General features: G+C 70.9%; 17 protein-coding genes. 6 read left to right on the plus strand and 11 right to left on the minus strand.

Translation table 11 applies throughout. From position 1 onward, the window contains the following. Positions 1-25: 25 nt before the first annotated feature. The 5 genes from H483_RS31130 to H483_RS31150 all read right to left on the minus strand — a co-directional run bounded on the left by H483_RS31130 (position 26) and on the right by H483_RS31150 (position 5,421). The gene (locus H483_RS31130) at positions 26-565 is read right to left on the minus strand and encodes a hypothetical protein (protein WP_017837234.1); all 540 of its coding nucleotides are present in this window, start codon (positions 563-565) and stop codon (positions 26-28) included. A 172-nt stretch (positions 566-737) separates the two neighbouring features. Continuing rightward, positions 738-2,360, minus strand: coding sequence for a cation acetate symporter (locus tag H483_RS31135; RefSeq protein ID WP_017837235.1), 1,623 nt, complete (start codon positions 2,358-2,360; stop codon positions 738-740). After that, a complete protein-coding gene (locus H483_RS31140; protein ID WP_042329896.1) occupies positions 2,360-2,650 on the minus strand; it encodes a DUF485 domain-containing protein in 291 nt (96 codons plus the stop codon). Before H483_RS31140 ends, H483_RS31135 begins: the two co-directional genes overlap by 1 nt. 278 nt (positions 2,651-2,928) lie before the next feature. After that, positions 2,929-4,566 carry a VWA domain-containing protein gene (locus H483_RS31145; RefSeq protein WP_081615197.1) on the minus strand — a complete coding sequence of 546 codons (1,638 nt, stop codon included), beginning with the start codon at positions 4,564-4,566 and terminating at the stop codon, positions 2,929-2,931. 108 nt (positions 4,567-4,674) lie between these two features. Continuing rightward, complete coding sequence (locus tag H483_RS31150) at positions 4,675-5,421, minus strand: enoyl-CoA hydratase (protein ID WP_017837238.1); 747 nt, start codon at positions 5,419-5,421, stop codon at positions 4,675-4,677. A 110-nt stretch (positions 5,422-5,531) separates the two neighbouring features. On the opposite strand from H483_RS31150, the gene H483_RS31155 reads away from it, so the two are divergent. After that, positions 5,532-7,058, plus strand: coding sequence for a carboxyl transferase domain-containing protein (locus tag H483_RS31155; protein WP_017837239.1), 1,527 nt, complete (start codon positions 5,532-5,534; stop codon positions 7,056-7,058). 62 nt (positions 7,059-7,120) lie between these two features. Beyond that, complete coding sequence (locus H483_RS31160; protein WP_017837240.1) at positions 7,121-9,040, plus strand: propionyl-CoA synthetase; 1,920 nt, start codon at positions 7,121-7,123, stop codon at positions 9,038-9,040. 83 nt (positions 9,041-9,123) lie between these two features. Here the strand turns inward: H483_RS31160 and H483_RS31165 are convergent, their stop codons facing one another. The 3 genes from H483_RS31165 to pdxH form a co-directional block, all read right to left on the minus strand. Beyond that, positions 9,124-9,480 carry an FKBP-type peptidyl-prolyl cis-trans isomerase gene (locus tag H483_RS31165; RefSeq protein ID WP_017837241.1) on the minus strand — a complete coding sequence of 119 codons (357 nt, stop codon included), beginning with the start codon at positions 9,478-9,480 and terminating at the stop codon, positions 9,124-9,126. A 31-nt stretch (positions 9,481-9,511) separates the two neighbouring features. Then, the gene (locus H483_RS31170; protein ID WP_017837242.1) at positions 9,512-10,801 is read right to left on the minus strand and encodes a citrate synthase; all 1,290 of its coding nucleotides are present in this window, start codon (positions 10,799-10,801) and stop codon (positions 9,512-9,514) included. Positions 10,802-10,966: 165 nt separating this feature from the next. Beyond that, positions 10,967-11,632: a pyridoxamine 5'-phosphate oxidase gene (pdxH, locus tag H483_RS31175; RefSeq protein WP_017837243.1), complete on the minus strand. Its 666-nt coding sequence runs from the start codon at positions 11,630-11,632 to the stop codon at positions 10,967-10,969. Between the two features lie 103 nt (positions 11,633-11,735). Between pdxH and serC the strand changes: the two genes are divergently transcribed. The 3 genes from serC to H483_RS31190 all read left to right on the plus strand — a co-directional run bounded on the left by serC (position 11,736) and on the right by H483_RS31190 (position 14,795). Further along, positions 11,736-12,860, plus strand: coding sequence for a phosphoserine transaminase (gene serC / locus H483_RS31180; protein ID WP_017837244.1), 1,125 nt, complete (start codon positions 11,736-11,738; stop codon positions 12,858-12,860). A 145-nt stretch (positions 12,861-13,005) separates the two neighbouring features. After that, a complete protein-coding gene (gene sepH, locus H483_RS31185; RefSeq protein WP_017837245.1) occupies positions 13,006-13,890 on the plus strand; it encodes a septation protein SepH in 885 nt (294 codons plus the stop codon). Positions 13,891-13,898: 8 nt separating this feature from the next. Then, positions 13,899-14,795 (plus strand): hypothetical protein, encoded by an 897-nt coding sequence (locus tag H483_RS31190; RefSeq protein ID WP_017837246.1) that lies wholly within the window; start codon positions 13,899-13,901, stop codon positions 14,793-14,795. Between the two features lie 42 nt (positions 14,796-14,837). Here H483_RS31190 and H483_RS31195 read toward each other — a convergent pair whose 3' ends face one another. Next, the gene (locus H483_RS31195; protein ID WP_017837247.1) at positions 14,838-15,671 is read right to left on the minus strand and encodes an RNA methyltransferase; all 834 of its coding nucleotides are present in this window, start codon (positions 15,669-15,671) and stop codon (positions 14,838-14,840) included. 12 nt (positions 15,672-15,683) lie between these two features. Beyond that, positions 15,684-17,150 (minus strand): NCS2 family permease, encoded by a 1,467-nt coding sequence (locus H483_RS31200; protein ID WP_017837248.1) that lies wholly within the window; start codon positions 17,148-17,150, stop codon positions 15,684-15,686. 75 nt (positions 17,151-17,225) lie between these two features. On the opposite strand from H483_RS31200, the gene H483_RS31205 reads away from it, so the two are divergent. Continuing rightward, positions 17,226-17,495, plus strand: a complete 270-nt coding sequence (locus tag H483_RS31205; protein WP_031264944.1) for a DUF2530 domain-containing protein — start codon at positions 17,226-17,228, stop codon at positions 17,493-17,495. Between the two features lie 28 nt (positions 17,496-17,523). On the opposite strand, the gene H483_RS31210 is transcribed toward H483_RS31205, so the two are convergent. Further along, on the minus strand, positions 17,524-18,417 hold the full coding sequence (locus H483_RS31210) for a DUF3027 domain-containing protein (RefSeq protein WP_042329897.1): 894 nt from the start codon (positions 18,415-18,417) through the stop codon (positions 17,524-17,526). Between the last annotated feature and the right edge of the window lie 26 nt (positions 18,418-18,443).

Below are 18,443 nucleotides of genomic sequence, written 5' to 3' on the forward strand. Positions count from 1 at the left end.
AGCGGGCTTGATCCGTCTCGGGCGATCAGCGTCGCAGAGTCGCGGCGAACGCCCCGGTCAACGCCAGGATCGGCAGGCCGATGAACAGGTGGACTATCGCGGCGGCCACCCCGTCGAGGAACGGGACCGTCACCAGGAGCGGCAGAGCCACGGCCGCGATGATCAGCAACCCCACGGTCCACGAGAAGAACTGCTGCGGGTTGGCGGTGCCGACGAGCAGCAGGTACCAGAGGAGCCCGGCCAGGATCGCGGCCACCGCCCCGTAGACGGCGTACATGGTGGGGGTGTTGCCGCCGTTGGCCCACTGGTGGCCGAACCTGCCGAACGCCGCGTCCACCACCCAGGCGATCAACCACCCGGCGATCGCCGCCACGAGAGCCGTGGCCGCGACGCTGCCCAGGAACTTGCCCATGTCGATCGCCGGACCGCGGGGCGCCCGGCGCTCCTGGTACCCGGCGTCGTTCGCGTAGGGCTCGTCGTACCCAGGGTCCCCGCCCATCTGCGAGTACGCGCGCGAGTCGGGCTGGCCCATGCGCCGCGTCTGGTCGTCCTGTCCGGGATACATTCTTCTACCGCCTCCGAATCGGTGTGGTGGTCATCGAGGGTAGTCCCTTTGTCCACCGACTTCTCGCCTGCCGGGGTGCGGCCCGGCCGAACGGCCCGGTCGACGAGGCCGGCCCGCCCGACCGTCTTCACGGTCGGGCGGGCCGGTGTCGGGTCCGTGCGGACGAGTGGGATCAGTGGCTGATCGTCTTCTCCACACCGACACCAGTGAGGGAACGGACCTCCATCTCGACCCGCTTCTCCGGGAACTCGTCCTTCTTGCCGAGGAAGGTGCCGATGATCCCGAGCAGGAACGCCAGCGGGATCGACACGATGCCCGGGTTAGACAGCGGGAACAACGAGAAGTCGACACTGGTGATCATCGACTTCGGGCCGCCCGAGACCGCGGGCGAGAGCGCGATCAGCACGAGCGTGCTGATCAGGCCGCCATACATCGAGAACAGCGCGCCCGTGGTGTTGAACCGCTTCCAGAACAGCGAGTAGAGGATGGTCGGCAGGTTCGCCGAGGCCGCGATGGCGAACGCCAGGGCCACGAGGAAGGCGATGTTCTGCCCCATGGCGCCGATCCCCATGATGATGGAGGCGATACCGATCACCACGACGGTGATCCGCGACACCCGCAACTGGGCCTTCTCCGTCGCCTTCCCGTGCTTGATCACGCCGTTGTAGATGTCGTGTGCGAACGACGCCGAGGCCGTGATGGCCAGACCCGCGACCACCGCGAGGATCGTCGCGAAGGCGACGGCCGAGATGATGCCGAGGAAGATTTCGCCACCGAGCGCGAAGGCCAGCAGCGGGGCCGCCGAGTTCACGCCACCGGGCGCCGCCTCGATCACCTCCGGCCCCACCATCGCCGCGGCACCGAAACCGAGGACCAGGGTGAACAGGTAGAACGACCCGATGAGAGCGATCGCCCAGGTGACCGACCGGCGGGCCTCCTTGGCGGTGGGGACCGTGTAGAAGCGCATCAACACGTGGGGCAGGCCGGCGGTACCGAAGACCAGGGCGATCGACAGGGAGATGAAGTCGAGCTTGCTGGTCTCGGTGGCGCCGTACTGCAGGCCGGGCTGGAGGAGGTCCTTCCCGGAGTTCGCGACGGCCTCACCGAGGAGCGCCGAGAAGTTGCCCCGCACGGCCACCAGCACGAACAGGCACATGATCAGCACGCCACCGACGAGGAGGACTGCCTTGACCATCTGCACGTACGTGGTGCCCTTCATGCCACCGACCAGCACGTAGACGATCATCAGGATGCCGACGGCGGCCACGACGATCGCCTGCCCGGTGGAGTCGTTGATGTTGAGCAGCAGGGCCACCAGGCCACCGGCGCCGGCCATCTGCGCGATGAGGTAGAACAGGCAGACCGCCAGGGTCGCCAGTGCGGCGGCCATACGGACGGGTCGCTGCTGGAGCCGGAAGCTGAGCACGTCCGCCATGGTGAACCGACCGGTGTTGCGCATCAGCTCGGCGACCAGCATCAGGGCGACCAGCCAGGCCACCAGGAACCCGATGGAGTAGAGGAAGCCGTCGTAGCCGTTGATGGCGATCGCGCCGGCGATGCCCAGGAACGACGCGGCCGACAGATAGTCGCCGGCGATGGCGAACCCGTTCTGCGGGCCCGTGAAGCTGGAGCCACCCGTGTAGAAGTCCTTGGTCGACTTGGTCGACTTGGACGCCCGGAGGACGAGGGTCATGGTCACGACGATGAAGATCCCGAACACGACCATGTTGAGCAGCGTGCTGCCGACCTGCTCACCGGGGGCGAGCTCGCGGATGTTGTACAGCCAGTCGCCCATCAGGCCACCTCACCTTCCAGCTCGTGGCGGATCGCTTCCGCGCGGGGATCGACCACCCGGTTGGCGAACCGGATGTAGAGGAACGTGATGAGGAACGTGGTGACGAACTGCGCCAACCCGATGATCAGCCCCCAGGTGATGTTCCCGAAGACCTTGGTCGCCATGAAGTCGGTCGCGTAGACCGCCAGGAGCACGTACAGGAAGTACCAGACGAGGAAGGCGATCGTCATGGGGAAGACGAACGCCCTGAACTTGCTGCGCAACTCCTGGAATTCCGGGCTGGAATGCATCGCCTCGAAGTCAGCCGGCTCCGGGCTGCGTCGCGACGATCCTCCCACCGGGAGATCAGCTGGCTGGGACACGGAGGTCCTCCGTTTCAATTGTCTCGAGCCGCACCGCTGTAGTGATGGGCCTCACAGATTTGGACGGAAGAAGTGTGACACGGGACACAAGCCTTTGCCGAGGCCAATCCGCCCCGGGGGGGCGACGGAGGCAAACGCGGTGGTGACACCACCCCTATCGGGGGGCGAAGCCACCTCATCCGGGGGGGTCGGCGCCGACGTCGGGGTCAGGCACCGCCCCGTCGACCGACGGCGTCGGCGAACACCCGGACGATCTCATCGGTCGTCTGCGCGACATGACTGCTCCCCCCGGTCACCCGGGCGATCTCGGCCAGGGTTTCCGGGTCGGCGTCGTCGAGCAGGCCGACGGTCACCACGATCACCGGCTCGGACGGGTCGACCATGCCCCGGAGTGCGAGGAGGAAGTCGTCCCGGGTCAGCTCCGACACCGTGTCGTTGGCCCCGTCGGAGATCACGATGATCGAGTTGATCATGTCGGGGTCGTAGCCCGACCGGACCGCCGCGTAGGCGTCGAGCACGGTCCGGTGGAGATCCGTCCCCCCGCCGACCAGCCCGGGGAGCGACGCCAGGGCGCCGGCAAGCGAATCGCGGTGGCTCCCCTCGGGGGTGGGGGCGTCGAGGCGGGTGAGCGGGGCGACCTCGCGGTAGGGGCGCCCGTCCAGACCCGCGTCCCCACCGAAGGCCCACAGGCCGAGGGCGGCGTCGTCGGGGAACCGCGCGAGTCCCGCGTCGGCGGTCTCGACGAGTGTCCGGATCCGGGTGACCCCGGTGTCCGCCATGGCGAACCCCATCGAGCCCGAGGTGTCCACCAGGACGAGTGACCGTCCGGGCATGGCGAGCAGCCGCCATCGCTGGAGTGCCCCGTGCAGGCGGTTCGGGTCGCGGACCACCAGGGCCTCGACCTCCCCGACCCCGGCCCCGCCGGCGAGCGGTGACCTGTCGGCGAGCCGGAACCCGTCCTCGGCGAGGCCGGACGTGAACCCGGGCGAGCCGGTGGCGGCACGCAGTTCCTCGGCCGCTCCGACGACCTCGTCCCTGCGCACCGGATCCTGGGTGGTGACGGCGAGGGGGTACCCGAGGAAGACCGCGCCGGTGCGCGGGGCGGTCAGGACGAGGCCCGCCTCCGGTGCGTCACGTCGGGCCCTCTCGGCGTTCTGCTCGCTCACGATCGCGGTGCCCCCCGCGACCGTCACCCGGTCGATCAGCTCGCGGGCGGTCGGCGGCACGTCCGCGCGCCCCGCCCGGCCCTGCGCGAGCACGGCCATGGAGGCGGCGAGCGCCTCCGAGGTCGAGCGCATCGACTCGACCTCGGAGGTCGCCGCGAGGATGGGGGCGTCCGCGATACCGGACCGGACCGGGTCCCCCATCGCCAGTCCCGGCATCGAGAGCGCCGAAGTCCACGTGGGCATGTCCGGCCCGGGCCCACGCGAGGCGATGATCACCGGGGTCGACGCGATGGAGTTGAGAACGGTCTCGAACGGGATCTGGACGTCCTGGGAGAGCTGAGCGAGCCGGATCGCCGAATCGGGGACCCAGATGTCCGGGAGGGTCTGACGGGCGGCGACCCGAGCCGCCATGTCGGCGGACGAGACCGCCGAGACCTCGTACGCATGACATCCCCCCGCCTCGTCCGCGAGGGTCTCGACATGCGCGAGGATGTCGGGCTCGGCGGCCACGGTGACATCGGCAGCGTCGACGCAGAATCCTCCCACCCCGGCCCTGGACAGGCCCGCGACCACGACCCCGATCACGAGGACCGCCGCCAGGAGCCCCAGCCCCACCTGGACGACCCTGCGCGCCGTCGAACTCTCCCTTCGCGTCGACGCACTGTGCCTGGCGGCCATCCGCGGCTCTCCCCCTGCAGTCACCGGTCCCCGGGGCGTATGCCATTCGCCACGTCGGCGGGATCCGGGCGCTGGAATGATATCCGTCCGGGCCCGCTGACGGTCAGGTCATCTCCCGCGGAACACGGGAGGCCTCTTCTCCTCGCGGGCGGCGCGGGCCTCGGCCATGTCCTCGCTGTGCCAGGCCAGTTGCTGCAGCTCGGTGTGCTCCTCGCGGGGCAGGAGCCGGGCGTCGTCGTCGTTGATCACCGACTTGATGTGCCGGAGGCTGAGCGGGGCGAACCGCGCGATCTCGGCCGCCAGCTCCATCGCGGTGTCCAGGCCGCCGATCTCGTTGGCCAGCCCGATCCGGGCCGCCTCTTCCGCCCCGACCGGACGAGCGGTCATGAGGACCGACCGCGCGTGCCCGCCCCCGACGACGTTGGCGAGCCGCTTGATCGTCCAGTTGTCCAGCGCGAGGCCCACCTTGACGACGGGGACGGCGAACACCGCGCCGGGTGCCACCACGCGGAGGTCGGCGGCCAGGGCGAGCTGGACCCCGGCGCCCACGGCGGGCCCGTTGACGGCCGCGATCACGGGGACCGGCACCGACTCCACCGCCCTGAGCATCCCCGCGTGGGCGTCGTAGAAGTTGAGGTTGTACACGCCGCCGGACAGATCGGCTCCCGCGCAGAAGGCCGTCCCCGCCCCCGTCACGACGATCGCGCGGACCGGGTCCTCGCCCTCGGCCGCGGCACCCGCGGCTTCGATCGCCTTCCGCAGGGCCGTGCACACCTCCGCGTCGAGGGCGTTGCGGGTGCTGTGCCGGTCGATGGTGACGACGGCGACGGAACCGTCCCTGCGTGTGTCGATCATGGCGGCGGGGCCTCCTGGTACGTCGCGGTCCGGTGCGCCGCGGGGGTACTACCCTGCACCCCGCGACCGACGATACCTGCTGGTGAACGCGCCCACCGTACGATGCGTCCATGGCGCGAACCGGAGCTCTGCAGATCCTCGACATGGTCCTCGACGACGGGTCGTTCCGGTCCTGGGACTCCGCTCCGCTGCGCTCGCCCCAGGTCGACTCGGTCCCGGGTTACGAGGCCTCCCTCGAGCGCGCGGCGCGGGACTCCGGGGTGGACGAGTCCGTCATCACCGGCGAGGGGACCCTGATGGGTCGGCGCGTGGTGTTCATCGCCTGCGAGTTCGCCTTCCTGGCCGGATCGATCGGCATCGCGGCGGCCGAGCGGATCGTCTCCGCGATCGAGCGCGCCACCGCCGAACGCCTGCCGATCCTGGCCTCCCCGACGTCGGGGGGGACCCGCATGCAGGAGGGCACCATCGCCTTCCTGCAGATGGTCAAGATCTCCGCCGCCGTCGCCGGGCACAAGTCGGCGGGACTGCCCTACCTGGTGTACCTGCGCCATCCGACCACCGGAGGGGTGTTCGCCTCCTGGGGCTCGCTGGGCCACGTCTCCGTCGCCGAACCCCGCGCGCTGATCGGGTTCCTCGGCCCGCGCGTCTACGAGGCGCTCTACGACGCGCCCTTCCCCGAGGGCGTCCAGGTCTCGGAGAACCTCGCCCGCCGCGGGATGATCGACGGCGTGCTCCCTCCCGAGGGGGTCCGCGACCTCACCGCCCGGGCACTGCGTGTGCTCTGTGAGGACCCGCCGTCCGAGGACGAGCCGGCGCCGCCGCACGGTCCCGTCCCCGAGCCGGAGACCGACGACGCCGCACCGCCGGACGCGTGGGACGCCATCGTCCGCTCCCGCCGCGCCGACCGCCCCGGCGCCCGGTCCTTCCTGGAACGTGTCGCCCCGGACCGGGTCCCGCTCTCGGGCACGGGGCAGGGCGAGGACAGCGGGTCCCTGCTGCTGTCCCTCGCCCGGTTCCGGGGCCAGGCGGCCGTCGTGCTGGCCCAGGACCGTGACGCGGAGAACGAGACGAGCCCGCTCGGCCCGTCCGCGCTGCGGTCCGCGCGGCGGGGGATGCGGATCGCCGCCGAGGTCGGGGTCCCACTGGTCCTGCTCATCGACACCCGCGGCGCTGCGTTGTCCCGTGAAGCCGAGGAGGGTGGCCTCGCGGGCGAGATCGCCCGCAGCCTCGCCGATCTGGTGACGCTGCCCACCCCGACCGTCTCGGTGATCCTCGGCCAGGGCACGGGCGGTGCCGCGTTGGCGATGCTCCCGGCCGACCGGGTGTTGTGCGCCCGACACGGGTGGCTCGCCCCGCTCCCACCCGAAGGGGCGAGCGCGATCCTCTACCACGAGACCACTCGGGCGCCCGAGGTGGCGCGATCGCAGGGGATCACCTCGACCGACCTCCTCCGGGCGGGGATCGTCGACGTGGTCGTCCCCGAGCGACCCGACGCGGCGGACGAACCGGACGCCTTCTGCGACCGGCTGGCGGACGCCGTCGCCTCGGCTCTCGTCGAGGTCAGGCGACGTCCCCCCGAGCGGAGGTATGCCGAGCGGATGTCACGATATCGGGACCTCGGCCTGAGACTAGGGTGAATCGCGTCACAGGCCGTCGGCACTGATTCGGGGGCTGCACCGCCGCACGAGAGGCTCAACCGATGTCGGACTCCACGACCTCGTCGACCTACGCCGAGGCCCACCGGCTCTCGATCACCGATCCCGATGCCTTCTGGCTGGAGGCCGCCGGCGCCGTCGACTGGATCACTCCCCCCACGACGGCGGTCGACGGGTCGAGGCCTCCGTTCTACCGCTGGTTCCCCGACGGCCGGCTCAACACGTCCTACAACTGCCTCGACCGCCACGTCGAGGAGGGCCGGGGGGACCAGGCCGCGTTCATCTACGACTCGGCGGTGACCGGGGCCACCGAGACCATCACCTATTCCCGGTTGCTGGAGCAGGTAGAGGCCTTCGCGGGTGCGCTCACCGCCGAGGGCGTGGGCCACGGCGACCGGGTCGTGATCTACATGCCCATGGTTCCCCGGGCAGCCGTGGCGATGCTCGCGTGCGCCCGGATCGGCGCCGTGCACTCCGTCGTCTTCGGGGGTTTCGCCGCGCCGGAGCTGGCCATCCGCATCGACGACGCCCGACCGAAGGTCGTGGTGACCTCGCCCGGCGGAATCGAACCCACCCGCAAGGTCCCCTACTTCCCCATGGTCGCCAAAGCCCTGGGTCTCGCCCGCCACACGCCGGGCGCTGTGATCGTCGCCGGCCGACCTGACCAATTCCCGGACAAGACCTTTCCCGAGACCCCCGGCACCACCTGGACCGACTGGGACGAGGCGGTCGCGGGGTCGGACCCCGCCGGGCCCGTCCCCGTCGCCGCGACGGACCCGCTCTACATCCTGTACACCTCCGGGACCACGGGCCTGCCCAAGGGCGTGGTGCGGGACAACGGTGGCCACGCCGTCGCGCTGACGTGGTCGATGTGGAACGTCTACGGGATCCGCCCCGGCGAGGTCTGGTGGACGGCCTCGGACGTCGGTTGGGTCGTGGGGCACTCGTACATCGTCTACGGCCCGCTGCTGGTGGGCGCGACGTCCATCATCTACGAGGGCAAACCCGTCGGCACCCCGGATGCCGGCGCGTTCTGGCGGGTTATCGCCGAGCACGGGGCCACCGCGCTGTTCACCGCGCCCACGGCCGTCCGCGCCATCCGCAAGGAGGACCCGGAGGGCCGGGAGATCGCCCGGTACGACCTGTCCACCATGCGCACCCTGTTCTGTGCGGGCGAGCGACTGGATCCCGACACCCATCGATGGGCCACCGAGAATCTGGGCACACCCGTGGTGGACAACTGGTGGCAGACTGAGACGGGCTGGCCCATCGCCTCCAATCTGCGCGGTCTCGAGCCGATGCCGATCAAGGCCGGGTCCCCCACCGTGCCCGTGCCCGGGTACGACCTCCGCGTCCTGGACTCCGGGGGCACCGAACTACTCGCCGGGGAGGAGGGCAACCTGGCGATCCGGTTGCCGATGGCGCCGGGCACCCTGTCGGGGCTGTGGGACGACGACGAGAGGTTCATCTCCTCGTACATGTCCGTCTTCGACGGGTACTACTCCACCGGGGACGGCGGGTACATCGACTCCGACGGCTACGTCTACGTGATGGGCCGGACCGACGACGTCATCAACGTCGCCGGCCACCGGTTGTCGACGGGCTCCATGGAGGCCGTGATCGCCACCCACCCCGCGGTGGCCGAGGCCGCCGTCATCGGTGTGAAGGACGAGCTCAAGGGCCAGCGGCCGGTCGGGTACGTGGTCCTCAAGTCCGGTGAGGTACGTGATCCCGAGGAGTTGCGGGCCGAGTTGGTGGCGATGGTCCGCGAGGAGATCGGCGCGGTGGCCACCTTCCGCGACTGCACGGTCGTGCAGGGCCTGCCCAAGACCCGCTCGGGCAAGATCCTGCGCAAGACGATGCGGCAGATCGCGGACGGGCAGGAGGACGTCACGGTCCCGTCGACGATCGAGGACCCCGCCGTGCTCGACGCACTCACCCCGTTCCTCCGACAGGCGGACTAGGTGTGCACAGACGGCGCGCCCCGCACCACGACGCCCCGCCCTCCGGATGGAGGACGGGGCGTCGGGTGGGACGCGGGACCGTCTCAGGCGTCGAGCAGATCGATGACGAACACCAGGGTCTTGCCGCCGAGCGGGTGCAGGGCCGCGGAGGTCCCGTAGGCCTTGTCCGGCGGGATGACCAGCTGACGGCGGCCCCCGACCTTCATGCCCGGGATGCCCTCCTGCCAACCCTGGATGAGGCCGTTGAGGGGGAACGTGATGGACTCGCCCCGGTCCCACGAGGAGTCGAACTGCTCGCCGGTCTCGTAGTCGACACCGACGTAGTGGACGGTGACGTTACCGCCGGCCACCGCCTCGGCGCCCTCTCCGACCGCGAGGTCCTCGCTGACGAGGTCAGTGGGTGCGGGGCCGGTCGGCCTGTCGATCTCGGGCTTGTCCATGGTGTCTCCTCCTGGAGTCCGGTTCCCGGGCTCAGCGCTGGCTGATCGGGGTGAAGCTCCGCTCGGCCGGACCGGTGTAGACCTGGCGCGGGCGGTTGATCTTGGTGGACGGATCCTCGCGCATCTCGCGCCAGTGCGCGATCCACCCCGGCATCCGGCCGAGCGCGAACAACACGGTGAACATCTCGGTGGGGAAGCCCATCGCGCGGTAGATGAGGCCCGTGTAGAAGTCCACGTTCGGGTAGAGCTTGCGCTCGACGAAGTAGTCGTCGGCCAGCGCGGTCTCCTCGAGCTTGAGCGCGATCTCGAGAAGGGGGTCGTTGCTCTGCGACAGCAGGGCGTGCGCATGCTTCTTCGCGATCTGGGCGCGCGGGTCGTAGCTCTTGTAGACGCGGTGGCCGAAGCCCATCAGCTTGACGCCGTCCACCTTGTTCTTCACGCGATCCATGTAATCGGTGGCGTCGCCGCCCTCCGACTCGATGCGCTCGAGCATCTCGAGCACGGCCTGATTGGCCCCACCGTGCAGCGGCCCGTACAGGGCGTTGATTCCACCGGTGATGGAGGCGTACAACGGCGCCTCGGAGGACCCGACCATGCGGACGGTCGAGGTGGAGCAGTTCTGCTCGTGGTCTGCGTGGAGGACGAGCAGCATGTCGAGGGCGTCGGCGATCTCGTCGGTGATCTCGTAGTCCGGCCCGAACGTCATACGGAGGAAGTTGCGGACGTATCCGAGCGAGGGGTCCGGATCGACGGCGTCATGGCCGCGTCGGATGCGCTCGATGGCGGCGGCGAGCGTCGGGCCGCGGCCCAGCAGCCGGGCGGTGGCCAGGTCCACGGCCTTGGGGTCGTCGATGTCGAGGTCGTCCCCGTGGGTCCCGAACAGGCTCACGCCGGCGGAGAAGACGGGCATCGGGTGGGTGTCCAGCGGGAACGCCTGCAGCAGCGGCATCATCTGACCGGGCAGCATTGTCTCCCCGAGCACCTTCTCGGTGAACTCCGCGAGCTGGGCCTCCGTCGGGTCCTCGCCGTAGATGAGCAGGTAGGAGACCTCGAGGAACGAGGCGTTGTCGGCGAGCTGGTCGATCGGGTACCCGCGGTGCCGCAGGATGCCCTCGTTGCCGTCGATGTAGGTGATCGAGGAGGTGCAGGCGGAGGTGTTGACGAACCCGACGTCCAGGGTGGTCATCCCCGTCTTGGCCAGCAGCGAACCCAACTGCACCGCGTCGCTTCCGCAGGTCGCGTCCACCACGTCGAGCCCGAGCTCACCGCCGGGGTAGGACAGTGTTGCCTTGCGGTCCGAACCGTTCGAGCCTGCGGTCACGCGATTCCCTCTCCGACGACTGGTCCCGGCGGCATCTCCCGCCACGAATGTGCTGTGCCACACCCTACCGTGAGGGTCGCCCGCGCTCAGAAGCGTGCACCGGTCCGCTCCCCCCGGGCCGCGCCCGCCCGGGGCGTCTACCCGCATCCCGGACCCGTCAGCGGGTCAGGGTTGCAGCCGCCGGACCGTCCACCCGTCCTGTCCCCGGAGGCATTCCACCCGGTCATGGAACCGGTCCCGGCCCCCCTGCCAGAACTCGACACGGTCCGGGCGCAGCCGGTATCCACCCCACCGGTCGGGCATCGGGATCTCCTCTACGTCCGCGAGGCGCTCCTCGGCGACCTCGTAGAGCGCGTTCAACTCCTCGACCCCACCCACGGGCTGGGACTGCTCCGACGCCCACGCCGCCACCTGGGACCCCCTCGGACGCGTGCGCCAGTACGCCAGGCTCTCCGCCCGGTCCAGTGGACTGCACCGCCCCTCGACGTGGACCTGGCGTTCCACCGTCAACCACGGGAACGTCGCCGAGGCGTACCCGGAGCGCGCCAACTGCGCACCCTTCCGGGAACTCATCGTGGTGAAGAACGTCAGGCCCCGGTCGTCCGCACCCTTGCACAGCACCGTCCGGGTCGACGGCCTGCCGTCGACGCCGACCGTGCCGAGGACCATCGCGTTGGGCTCGCGCACACCCCGGTGGCCGGCCTCCTCGAGCCACGCGGCGAAGAGCGGTAGCCAGCCGTCGTGCAGATCCCCCACGTCCAGGCTGGGGTGCAGGCCGTATCCGACGCGCATCGTGTCGAAGTCGGCCGGTTCGAGTGTGGGATCGCCCATGTCCCAGACGCTACTCCGGGCCCGACGCGCCCCCGACTAGGATGGTGGCGATCGAGAATCCCACCACCGAGAATCCCACCACAAGGAACGGCACCCCAAGAGCATGAGCGATCAGCTGCCCACCATCCCCGCCGACCTCAAGCCCGCGGACGGGCGGTTCGGCTGCGGCCCGTCCAAGGTCCGCCCCGAGCAGATCGAGGCCGTCTCCGCCGCCGCCACCTCGGTGATGGGCACCAGCCACCGCCAGGCGCCGGTGAAGGACGTCGTCGGCCGGGTCCGCGAGGGACTGTCCTCCCTGTTCTCCCTCCCCGAGGGCTACGAGGTCGTGTTGGGCAACGGTGGCACCACCGCGTTCTGGGACGCCGCGGCGTTCGGTCTGGTCCGCGAGAAGTCCCTCCACCTGACCTACGGTGAGTTCTCCTCGAAGTTCGCCAAGGTCACCGGCGGGGCGCCGTTCCTCGCCGACCCGATCGTGGTCTCGGCCGAGCCGGGGTCGGCTCCCGATCCCACCTCGGACCCGTCCGTGGACCTCATCGGCTGGGCCCACAACGAGACCTCCACGGGCGTGATGGTGCCGGTGACCCGCCCGGCGGGCTCGGAGAACGCCCTCGTCGCGATCGACGCCACCTCCGGGGCCGGCGGGCTTCCCGTCGACATCTCAGACGCCGATGTCTACTACTTCGCGCCGCAGAAATGCTTCGCCTCCGACGGTGGCATCTGGGTGTCGGTCATGAGCCCGGCCGCGCTCGAGCGCGTGGCCGAGATCGCGGCCACCGACCGGTGGTGCCCGGACTTCCTCTCGCTCCCCACCGCGGTGGACAACTCCTCCAAGAACCAGACGTACAACACCCCGGCCGTGGCCACCCTGCTGATGTTCGCCGACCAGATCGAGTGGATGAACACCCAGGGCGGTCTGGACTGGTGCGTGGCGCGCACCCGGGACTCGTCCTCCCGCCTGTACGACTGGGCCGAGGCCAGCGAGTACGCCACTCCGTTCGTCACCGAGCCCGCCCACCGCTCACAGGTCGTCGGGACCATCGACCTCGACGAGTCGATCGACGCCGCGCTGGTCGCCAAGACCCTGCGGGCGAACGGCATCCTCGACACCGAGCCGTACCGCAAGCTCGGCCGCAACCAGCTCCGCATCGGCATGTTCCCGGCGATCGACCCCGAGGACGTCTCGCAACTGACCCGGTGCATCGACCACGTGGTGGGCCAGCTCGGCTGACCCCCGGCCCACGACTATTCCGCAGCCCACCCGGCCCGTCACGACGCCGGGTGGGCTGCGCTGACCTACGATGGTGGGAACGCCCGGGGCCCGGGAGCGCGCCGTTCGAGCCGCCCAGGGGACCGCGAGGAGTCGAGGAGGCGGTATGCGGAAGCTGAGGATCATCGGGGTGGACGCCGACTCGGCCGTGGTCGAGTGTGAGCTCCCCGACTCGGGCGAGACGCTGGCCCTCCCCCTCGACGACAGGTTCCGTGCCGCCGCCCGCGGAGAAGCCGTGACCCCCGAGGCCTCCCGGAGCGTGCCCGTGACGGGCACGCTGCGCCCGCGCGAGATCCAGGACCGGATCCGGCACGGCGCCTCCCCCGAGGACGTGGCCGCCGACGCCGGGGTCCCGATGTCCCGGATCGAGGGGTTCGCCGTCCCCGTGCTCCTGGAGCGCGCGACCGCGGCCGAGCTCGCGCGGTCGTCGCACCCGGTCCTCCCGGACGGGCCCGCACTCGACACCCTCGCCGACAGGGTCGCCGCCGCCCTCGATCACCGCGGCGTCGACCCGGACGTCGTCGCGTGGGACGCCTGGCGCGACCGCGCCGGTGGATGGATCGTCCGGGTCTCCTGGCCCGCCGGGCTCTCCGACGACGCCTCGGCGACCTGGTCGTTCGTCCCCGACTCCCACGGGGGGTCCGCCCGGGCACTGGACGACGAGGCCGAGCGACTCCTCGATCCGTCCCGCGCCACGGCTCTGCGCACCGTGACGTCACCGCCCCCGCTCCCGCCGGGACCTCCGCCGATCCGCTCCGTGCCGACGCCCGTCCGCCCCGCGCGCGGCGGGTCGGAGGCCACCCCGGTGGAGAGGTCGACAGCCCCGGCCGGACACTCCCCCGAGTCCGCGCCGGCAGACACCGGGGACTCCGCCGAGGACCACTTCCTGCAGCACCCGCCTGCCGGACCCGAGCGCCGCACCGCCCGTCGGCACCCGACCATGCCCTCGTGGGAGGACGTCCTGCTCGGCGTCCGTGGCAAGGACGACTGAGACCCGCCATGGACCACCACGTCGCGACCTTCTGGTATGTGGGAACGGACGACCCGTCCGCTCCCATCAGGTCCGGCCACCCCTCTGACCCCGGGTTCGCCCGGCGCCTGCTCTCCCGACTCCACCCGACCGTCACTCTCGCCTCGCTGGGGATGTTCCCCCTCAACCGGTCGGCATCCGCTGGTCCCGGTGAGGTGTACGTGGGGTCGTATCCCGGGTTGACCGTTGTGCAGACCCAGCTCGACCGGCCCGTCCTGCCCTCCGCGACCGACGAGACGTGGCTACGCCTGGTCGAGGCCCCCACGGTCCTGATGTTCTCGCACGACCCCGACGACGGGATCAGCGGGTTCGCCCGCTGGGAATCGGGTCGGCTGGTGCGCTCGTTCGCCGGGGCGGACGACCGGATCGTCGAGGACGAGGGCATGCCGTTGCCGTTCGAACGGCCCTACTGGGCGGGTGAGTTCCCGCCGGAGGGCGCCGACGACACCCCGCTGGCGCTGCCGTTCTCGCCGTCGTCGCTACTCCACGCCGCCCACCGGGACTGGCTGGGGTTCGATCTGTCGCCGGGCGGGCTCGACGTCCCCGTGCACGGCTTCGCCACCGACGGGCGACGGGAGGTCCGCCAACGCACCGCGCCCACCGGCGCCGCGGTGCACGTGGTGGGTTCTCCCGGTCGCGCCGAACTCCACGCCGCCAGCCGACGCGACTCCCGCCCCGCAAGCAGGGACGCCGGTGCGGCTTCTCCCTACGCCGACGACGACTACGAGCGGGCGCCGCTCGTCCCCGCGGTGGCGCGGGCCTCCTCGCCCGTCACCGGGGCCGTCCGCAGGATCGCCGGCGTCGTCGGTGACGCCGTCCGGCGCGCCGGCGGTGCGATGAACCGCCGCCTGGCGAACCGACGCTGACCACCCGACGCTGACCACCCGACGCCGAGGTACCCGCCGGGCTCAGCCGCGCGACCGCTCGTAGAACGCCACGGCCGCGGCCGTGGCCACGTTGAGCGAATCCGTTCCCGCGGTCATGGGGATCGCCGCCCGCACATCACACGCCCGCATCGCGTGCTCGGTGAGCCCCGGCCCCTCGGCCCCGAGGACGAAGGCCACCTTGTCGGCGTCGACGGCGCGGGAGAGCGGCACCTGGGCAGAGGGGGTCAGCGCCACCGTGCGGAAACCCTGCGCGCCCAGATTCCCGAGAGCGCGGTGCCAGGTGGTGGGGGCCCCCGGCAGGTGCGCGAACGGCAGCCGCAGGACATGGCCCATGGACACGCGCACCACGCGCCGGTAGAGCGGGTCCCCGGTCGCGGCACCGAAGAGCACCCCGTCGACGCCGAGCGCCGCGCAGTTGCGGAAGATCGCCCCCAGGTTCTCGGGGTCGTTGACCCCCTCGAGCACCACGAGGGTCCGGGCACCGTCCACGACCGCGTCGGCCTCGAGCGGGGTCGGCCGGTGGGCGGCGGCGAGGATGTCGCGGCTGGACCGGAACCCGATCACCTCGCCGAGCACGTCCTTGGTCGTGCGCAGGTACACGGCTCCGGCGGCCCGTTCGTCGGCGTCCCAGCCCTCGGCGGCCGCCTCACGGCGCAGTTGCCGCAGGCGCGCGTCGGTCCCCAGCAGGACGTGCGGGCGGAACCGGGACAGCAGCATCCGCCCCACCACGTAGGTGCCCTCCGCGATCACCAGACCCCGCCCGCCCGGTAGGTCGGGGCGGCGGTCGGAGTGGTTGAGGTCGCGGAGATCGTCCAGCCGGGGATCGGCGGGATCGGAGACGTCGACGACGAGCACTGCCCGCGCCGCTCAGGCCAGCAGGTCGGTGATGGGCCCGATCGCGAAGAACACGAGGAACGCCGCCGCGACCACCCACAGCAACGGGTGCACGGACCGGGCCTTGCCGGTGGCGGTGGCCATCACGACCCAGGCCACGAACCCGATGCCGATGCCGTTGGCGATCGAGTAGGTGAACGGCATGGTGACGATCGTGAGGAAGGCCGGGAGCGCGATCGCGAAGCGCGTGAAGTCGATGTTGACGATCTGCGACATCATGAGCGCGCCGACCACCACGAGCGCGGGGGCGGCCGCCTCCACGGGGACGACCTCGTAGAGCGGTGTGAAGAACATCGCGACGAGGAAGAGGACACCGGTGACGATGTTCGCCAGTCCGGTTCGGGCGCCCTCGGCGATACCCGTCGCCGACTCGAGGAAGACGGTGTTGGAGGAGGATGAGGTGAAACCACCGGCGACGGCCCCGACGCCCTCGACCACGAGCGCGGTCTTCATGTTGGGCAGGTTGCCCTTCTCGTCCATGAGCCCGGCCTCTTTGCCCAGGCCGGTGAAGGTACCCATGGCGTCGAAGAAGTTGGCGAGCAGCAGGGTGAAGACGAACAGGCCGGCGGCCAGGGGGCCGATGCGGACGAACGCGCCGAAGAGATCCACCTGCCCGATGAGGGACAGGTTGGGCAGCCCACCCAGGGTCTCGGGGATCCCCGGGACCGCGAGGTTCCATCCGGTGGGGGACGGCTCACCGTCTACGAAGGACGGGCCGGCGTCCGCGACCGCCTCGACGATGATGGCCAGGACGGTGGTGACCACGATGCCGATGAAGATGCCGCCGCGCACCTGCCGGGCCACTAGGATCCCGCACAACAGGAGCCCGAAGGCGAACACGGCGGTCGGCCACGAGGCGATCGACCCCTCGATCCCCAGTCCCACCGGGACCGTGGTGCCCGCGGCGTCGGGGAGTCGACGCACGAAGCCGGAGTCGACGAAGCCGACCATGGCGATGAACAGCCCGATGCCCACCGCGATGGCGGCCTTGAGGTCCGAGGGGATGGCGTCGAAGACGGCCTTGCGGAACCCGCTCACCGCGAGGATGACGATAATGATGCCCTCGATGACGATCAACCCCATGGCCTCGGCCCACGTGACCTGCCTGGCGATCGTGACCGCGACGAGGGAGTTGATGCCCAGGCCGGTGGCGAAGGCGAACGGATAGCGGGCGATCGCGCCGAAGGCCACCGTCATCACCCCGGCGGTGAACGCGGTGACCGCGGCGATCTCGATGATCGACAGCTGGTTGCCCTCGACGTCGACACCCGAACCGAGGATCAGCGGGTTGAGCACGATGATGTAGGCCATCGCGAAGAAGCTGACCACCCCACCGCGCACCTCGCGGGACACGGTCGACCCGCGCTCGCTGATCTTGAAGTACCGGTCGACGGCCCCACCTACTGGGGTCCGCGACGGGGCCCCGGTGCTCTGCGACATCTGGAGACCTTCCTGACGGTGGTGAGGAACCGTCATAGAGTAACCGGCCCTGGAGCCTGCGGTAGCGTCGCGGTCATGACGGAGAGGCCGACAGAGCCGCAGGTGCCCCGGATCCCGGGTTACCTGCTGGACCCGCGGCCCGTCGTCCTCATCGGGACCCTCGCGTGGACGATCGCCCTCCTGGCGATGATGCTCATGGACGAGGTGGACATGCGCGCGGTCATCCTCTGCGCGGTCGGCGTGGGTGTGGGTGCGATCGGCACGCTGGTCTACGCGCTCCAGCGGCGCGCGGTCCTGCGCGGCAGCGCTGGGGCACAGGTCGGTCTCGACTTCGACCACACCTGAGCCGACCCCACCCGGGGCGTCTACGGGGTCAGACCTGGTCGGGAGTGGTCGCCCGACCCGTTTCTCCCGCCTGGTCCTGCGCCTCGGCCGCCCCGCGCGCCCGGGCGGCGGAGGCCGCCAGCTGCTGGGGAAGAACCACCACGTCCACGGCGGCGTCGTCATACGCCTCGGTCGCGGGCGCCGTGGACTCGGTGGCCACCTGCACCTCGCTGTGGGCGCCGCATCCGTACTGGAGATGAACCACCTGCCCGTCGGCGGAGTACTCGTTGGCGCACACCCCGAACATCGCCCCCAGCGAACCGGAGATCGGGAGCAGGAAGCCACAGGACCCGCAGTGGTGCTTGGCCCCGCGGGCGATCTCGGAGTCCGGCCCACGTGCGGCGGCCCATCGGGCGGCGGCGGCCGACCGGCCCTCGCGACTCAGGTGCCGGGGGCGTCCGAGACCCACGGGGCCGGCGACCTCGTCGAGCTCGTCGTCGCCCGTGAGGAGCTGCCCGGGGACCAGCCGCTCGTCGTCCTCGGCAGGGGGCAGGAGATCGCCCGCACCCAGATCGCCCGGCCGGATCCTCTTCTCCCAGGGCACCCATTCCGGGGCCACGACGGAACCGGGACCGGGCAGGAGGGAGATCTCGTCGACCGTCACCTCACCGCCGGGAACCAACGCCAACACGCAGGCCCAGTACCACCCCCGGTAACCGGCGAGGTCGGACGCGAACCGGTGCGTCGTGGTGAACGGCGCCTCGACGACGCTCCCCAGATGCTCTCCCACTCCGTCTGTCGCGAACTCCTCCACGGCGGAACGCGCCACGTCGACGCCCGAGGCCAGTCGCTCGCGCAGGGCCTCGTCGAAGCCCGAGGCCTGATCGGTGCTCACGGGGTCCGCCTCCTGATCCGTGTCTACCTCGGTGTTCACGCGACCCATTATGCGCGTCATCACCACGACGTCGC

This window comes from Dietzia sp. UCD-THP (assembly GCF_000349585.1).
In the GTDB taxonomy this organism is placed as follows: domain Bacteria; phylum Actinomycetota; class Actinomycetes; order Mycobacteriales; family Mycobacteriaceae; genus Dietzia; species Dietzia natronolimnaea_A.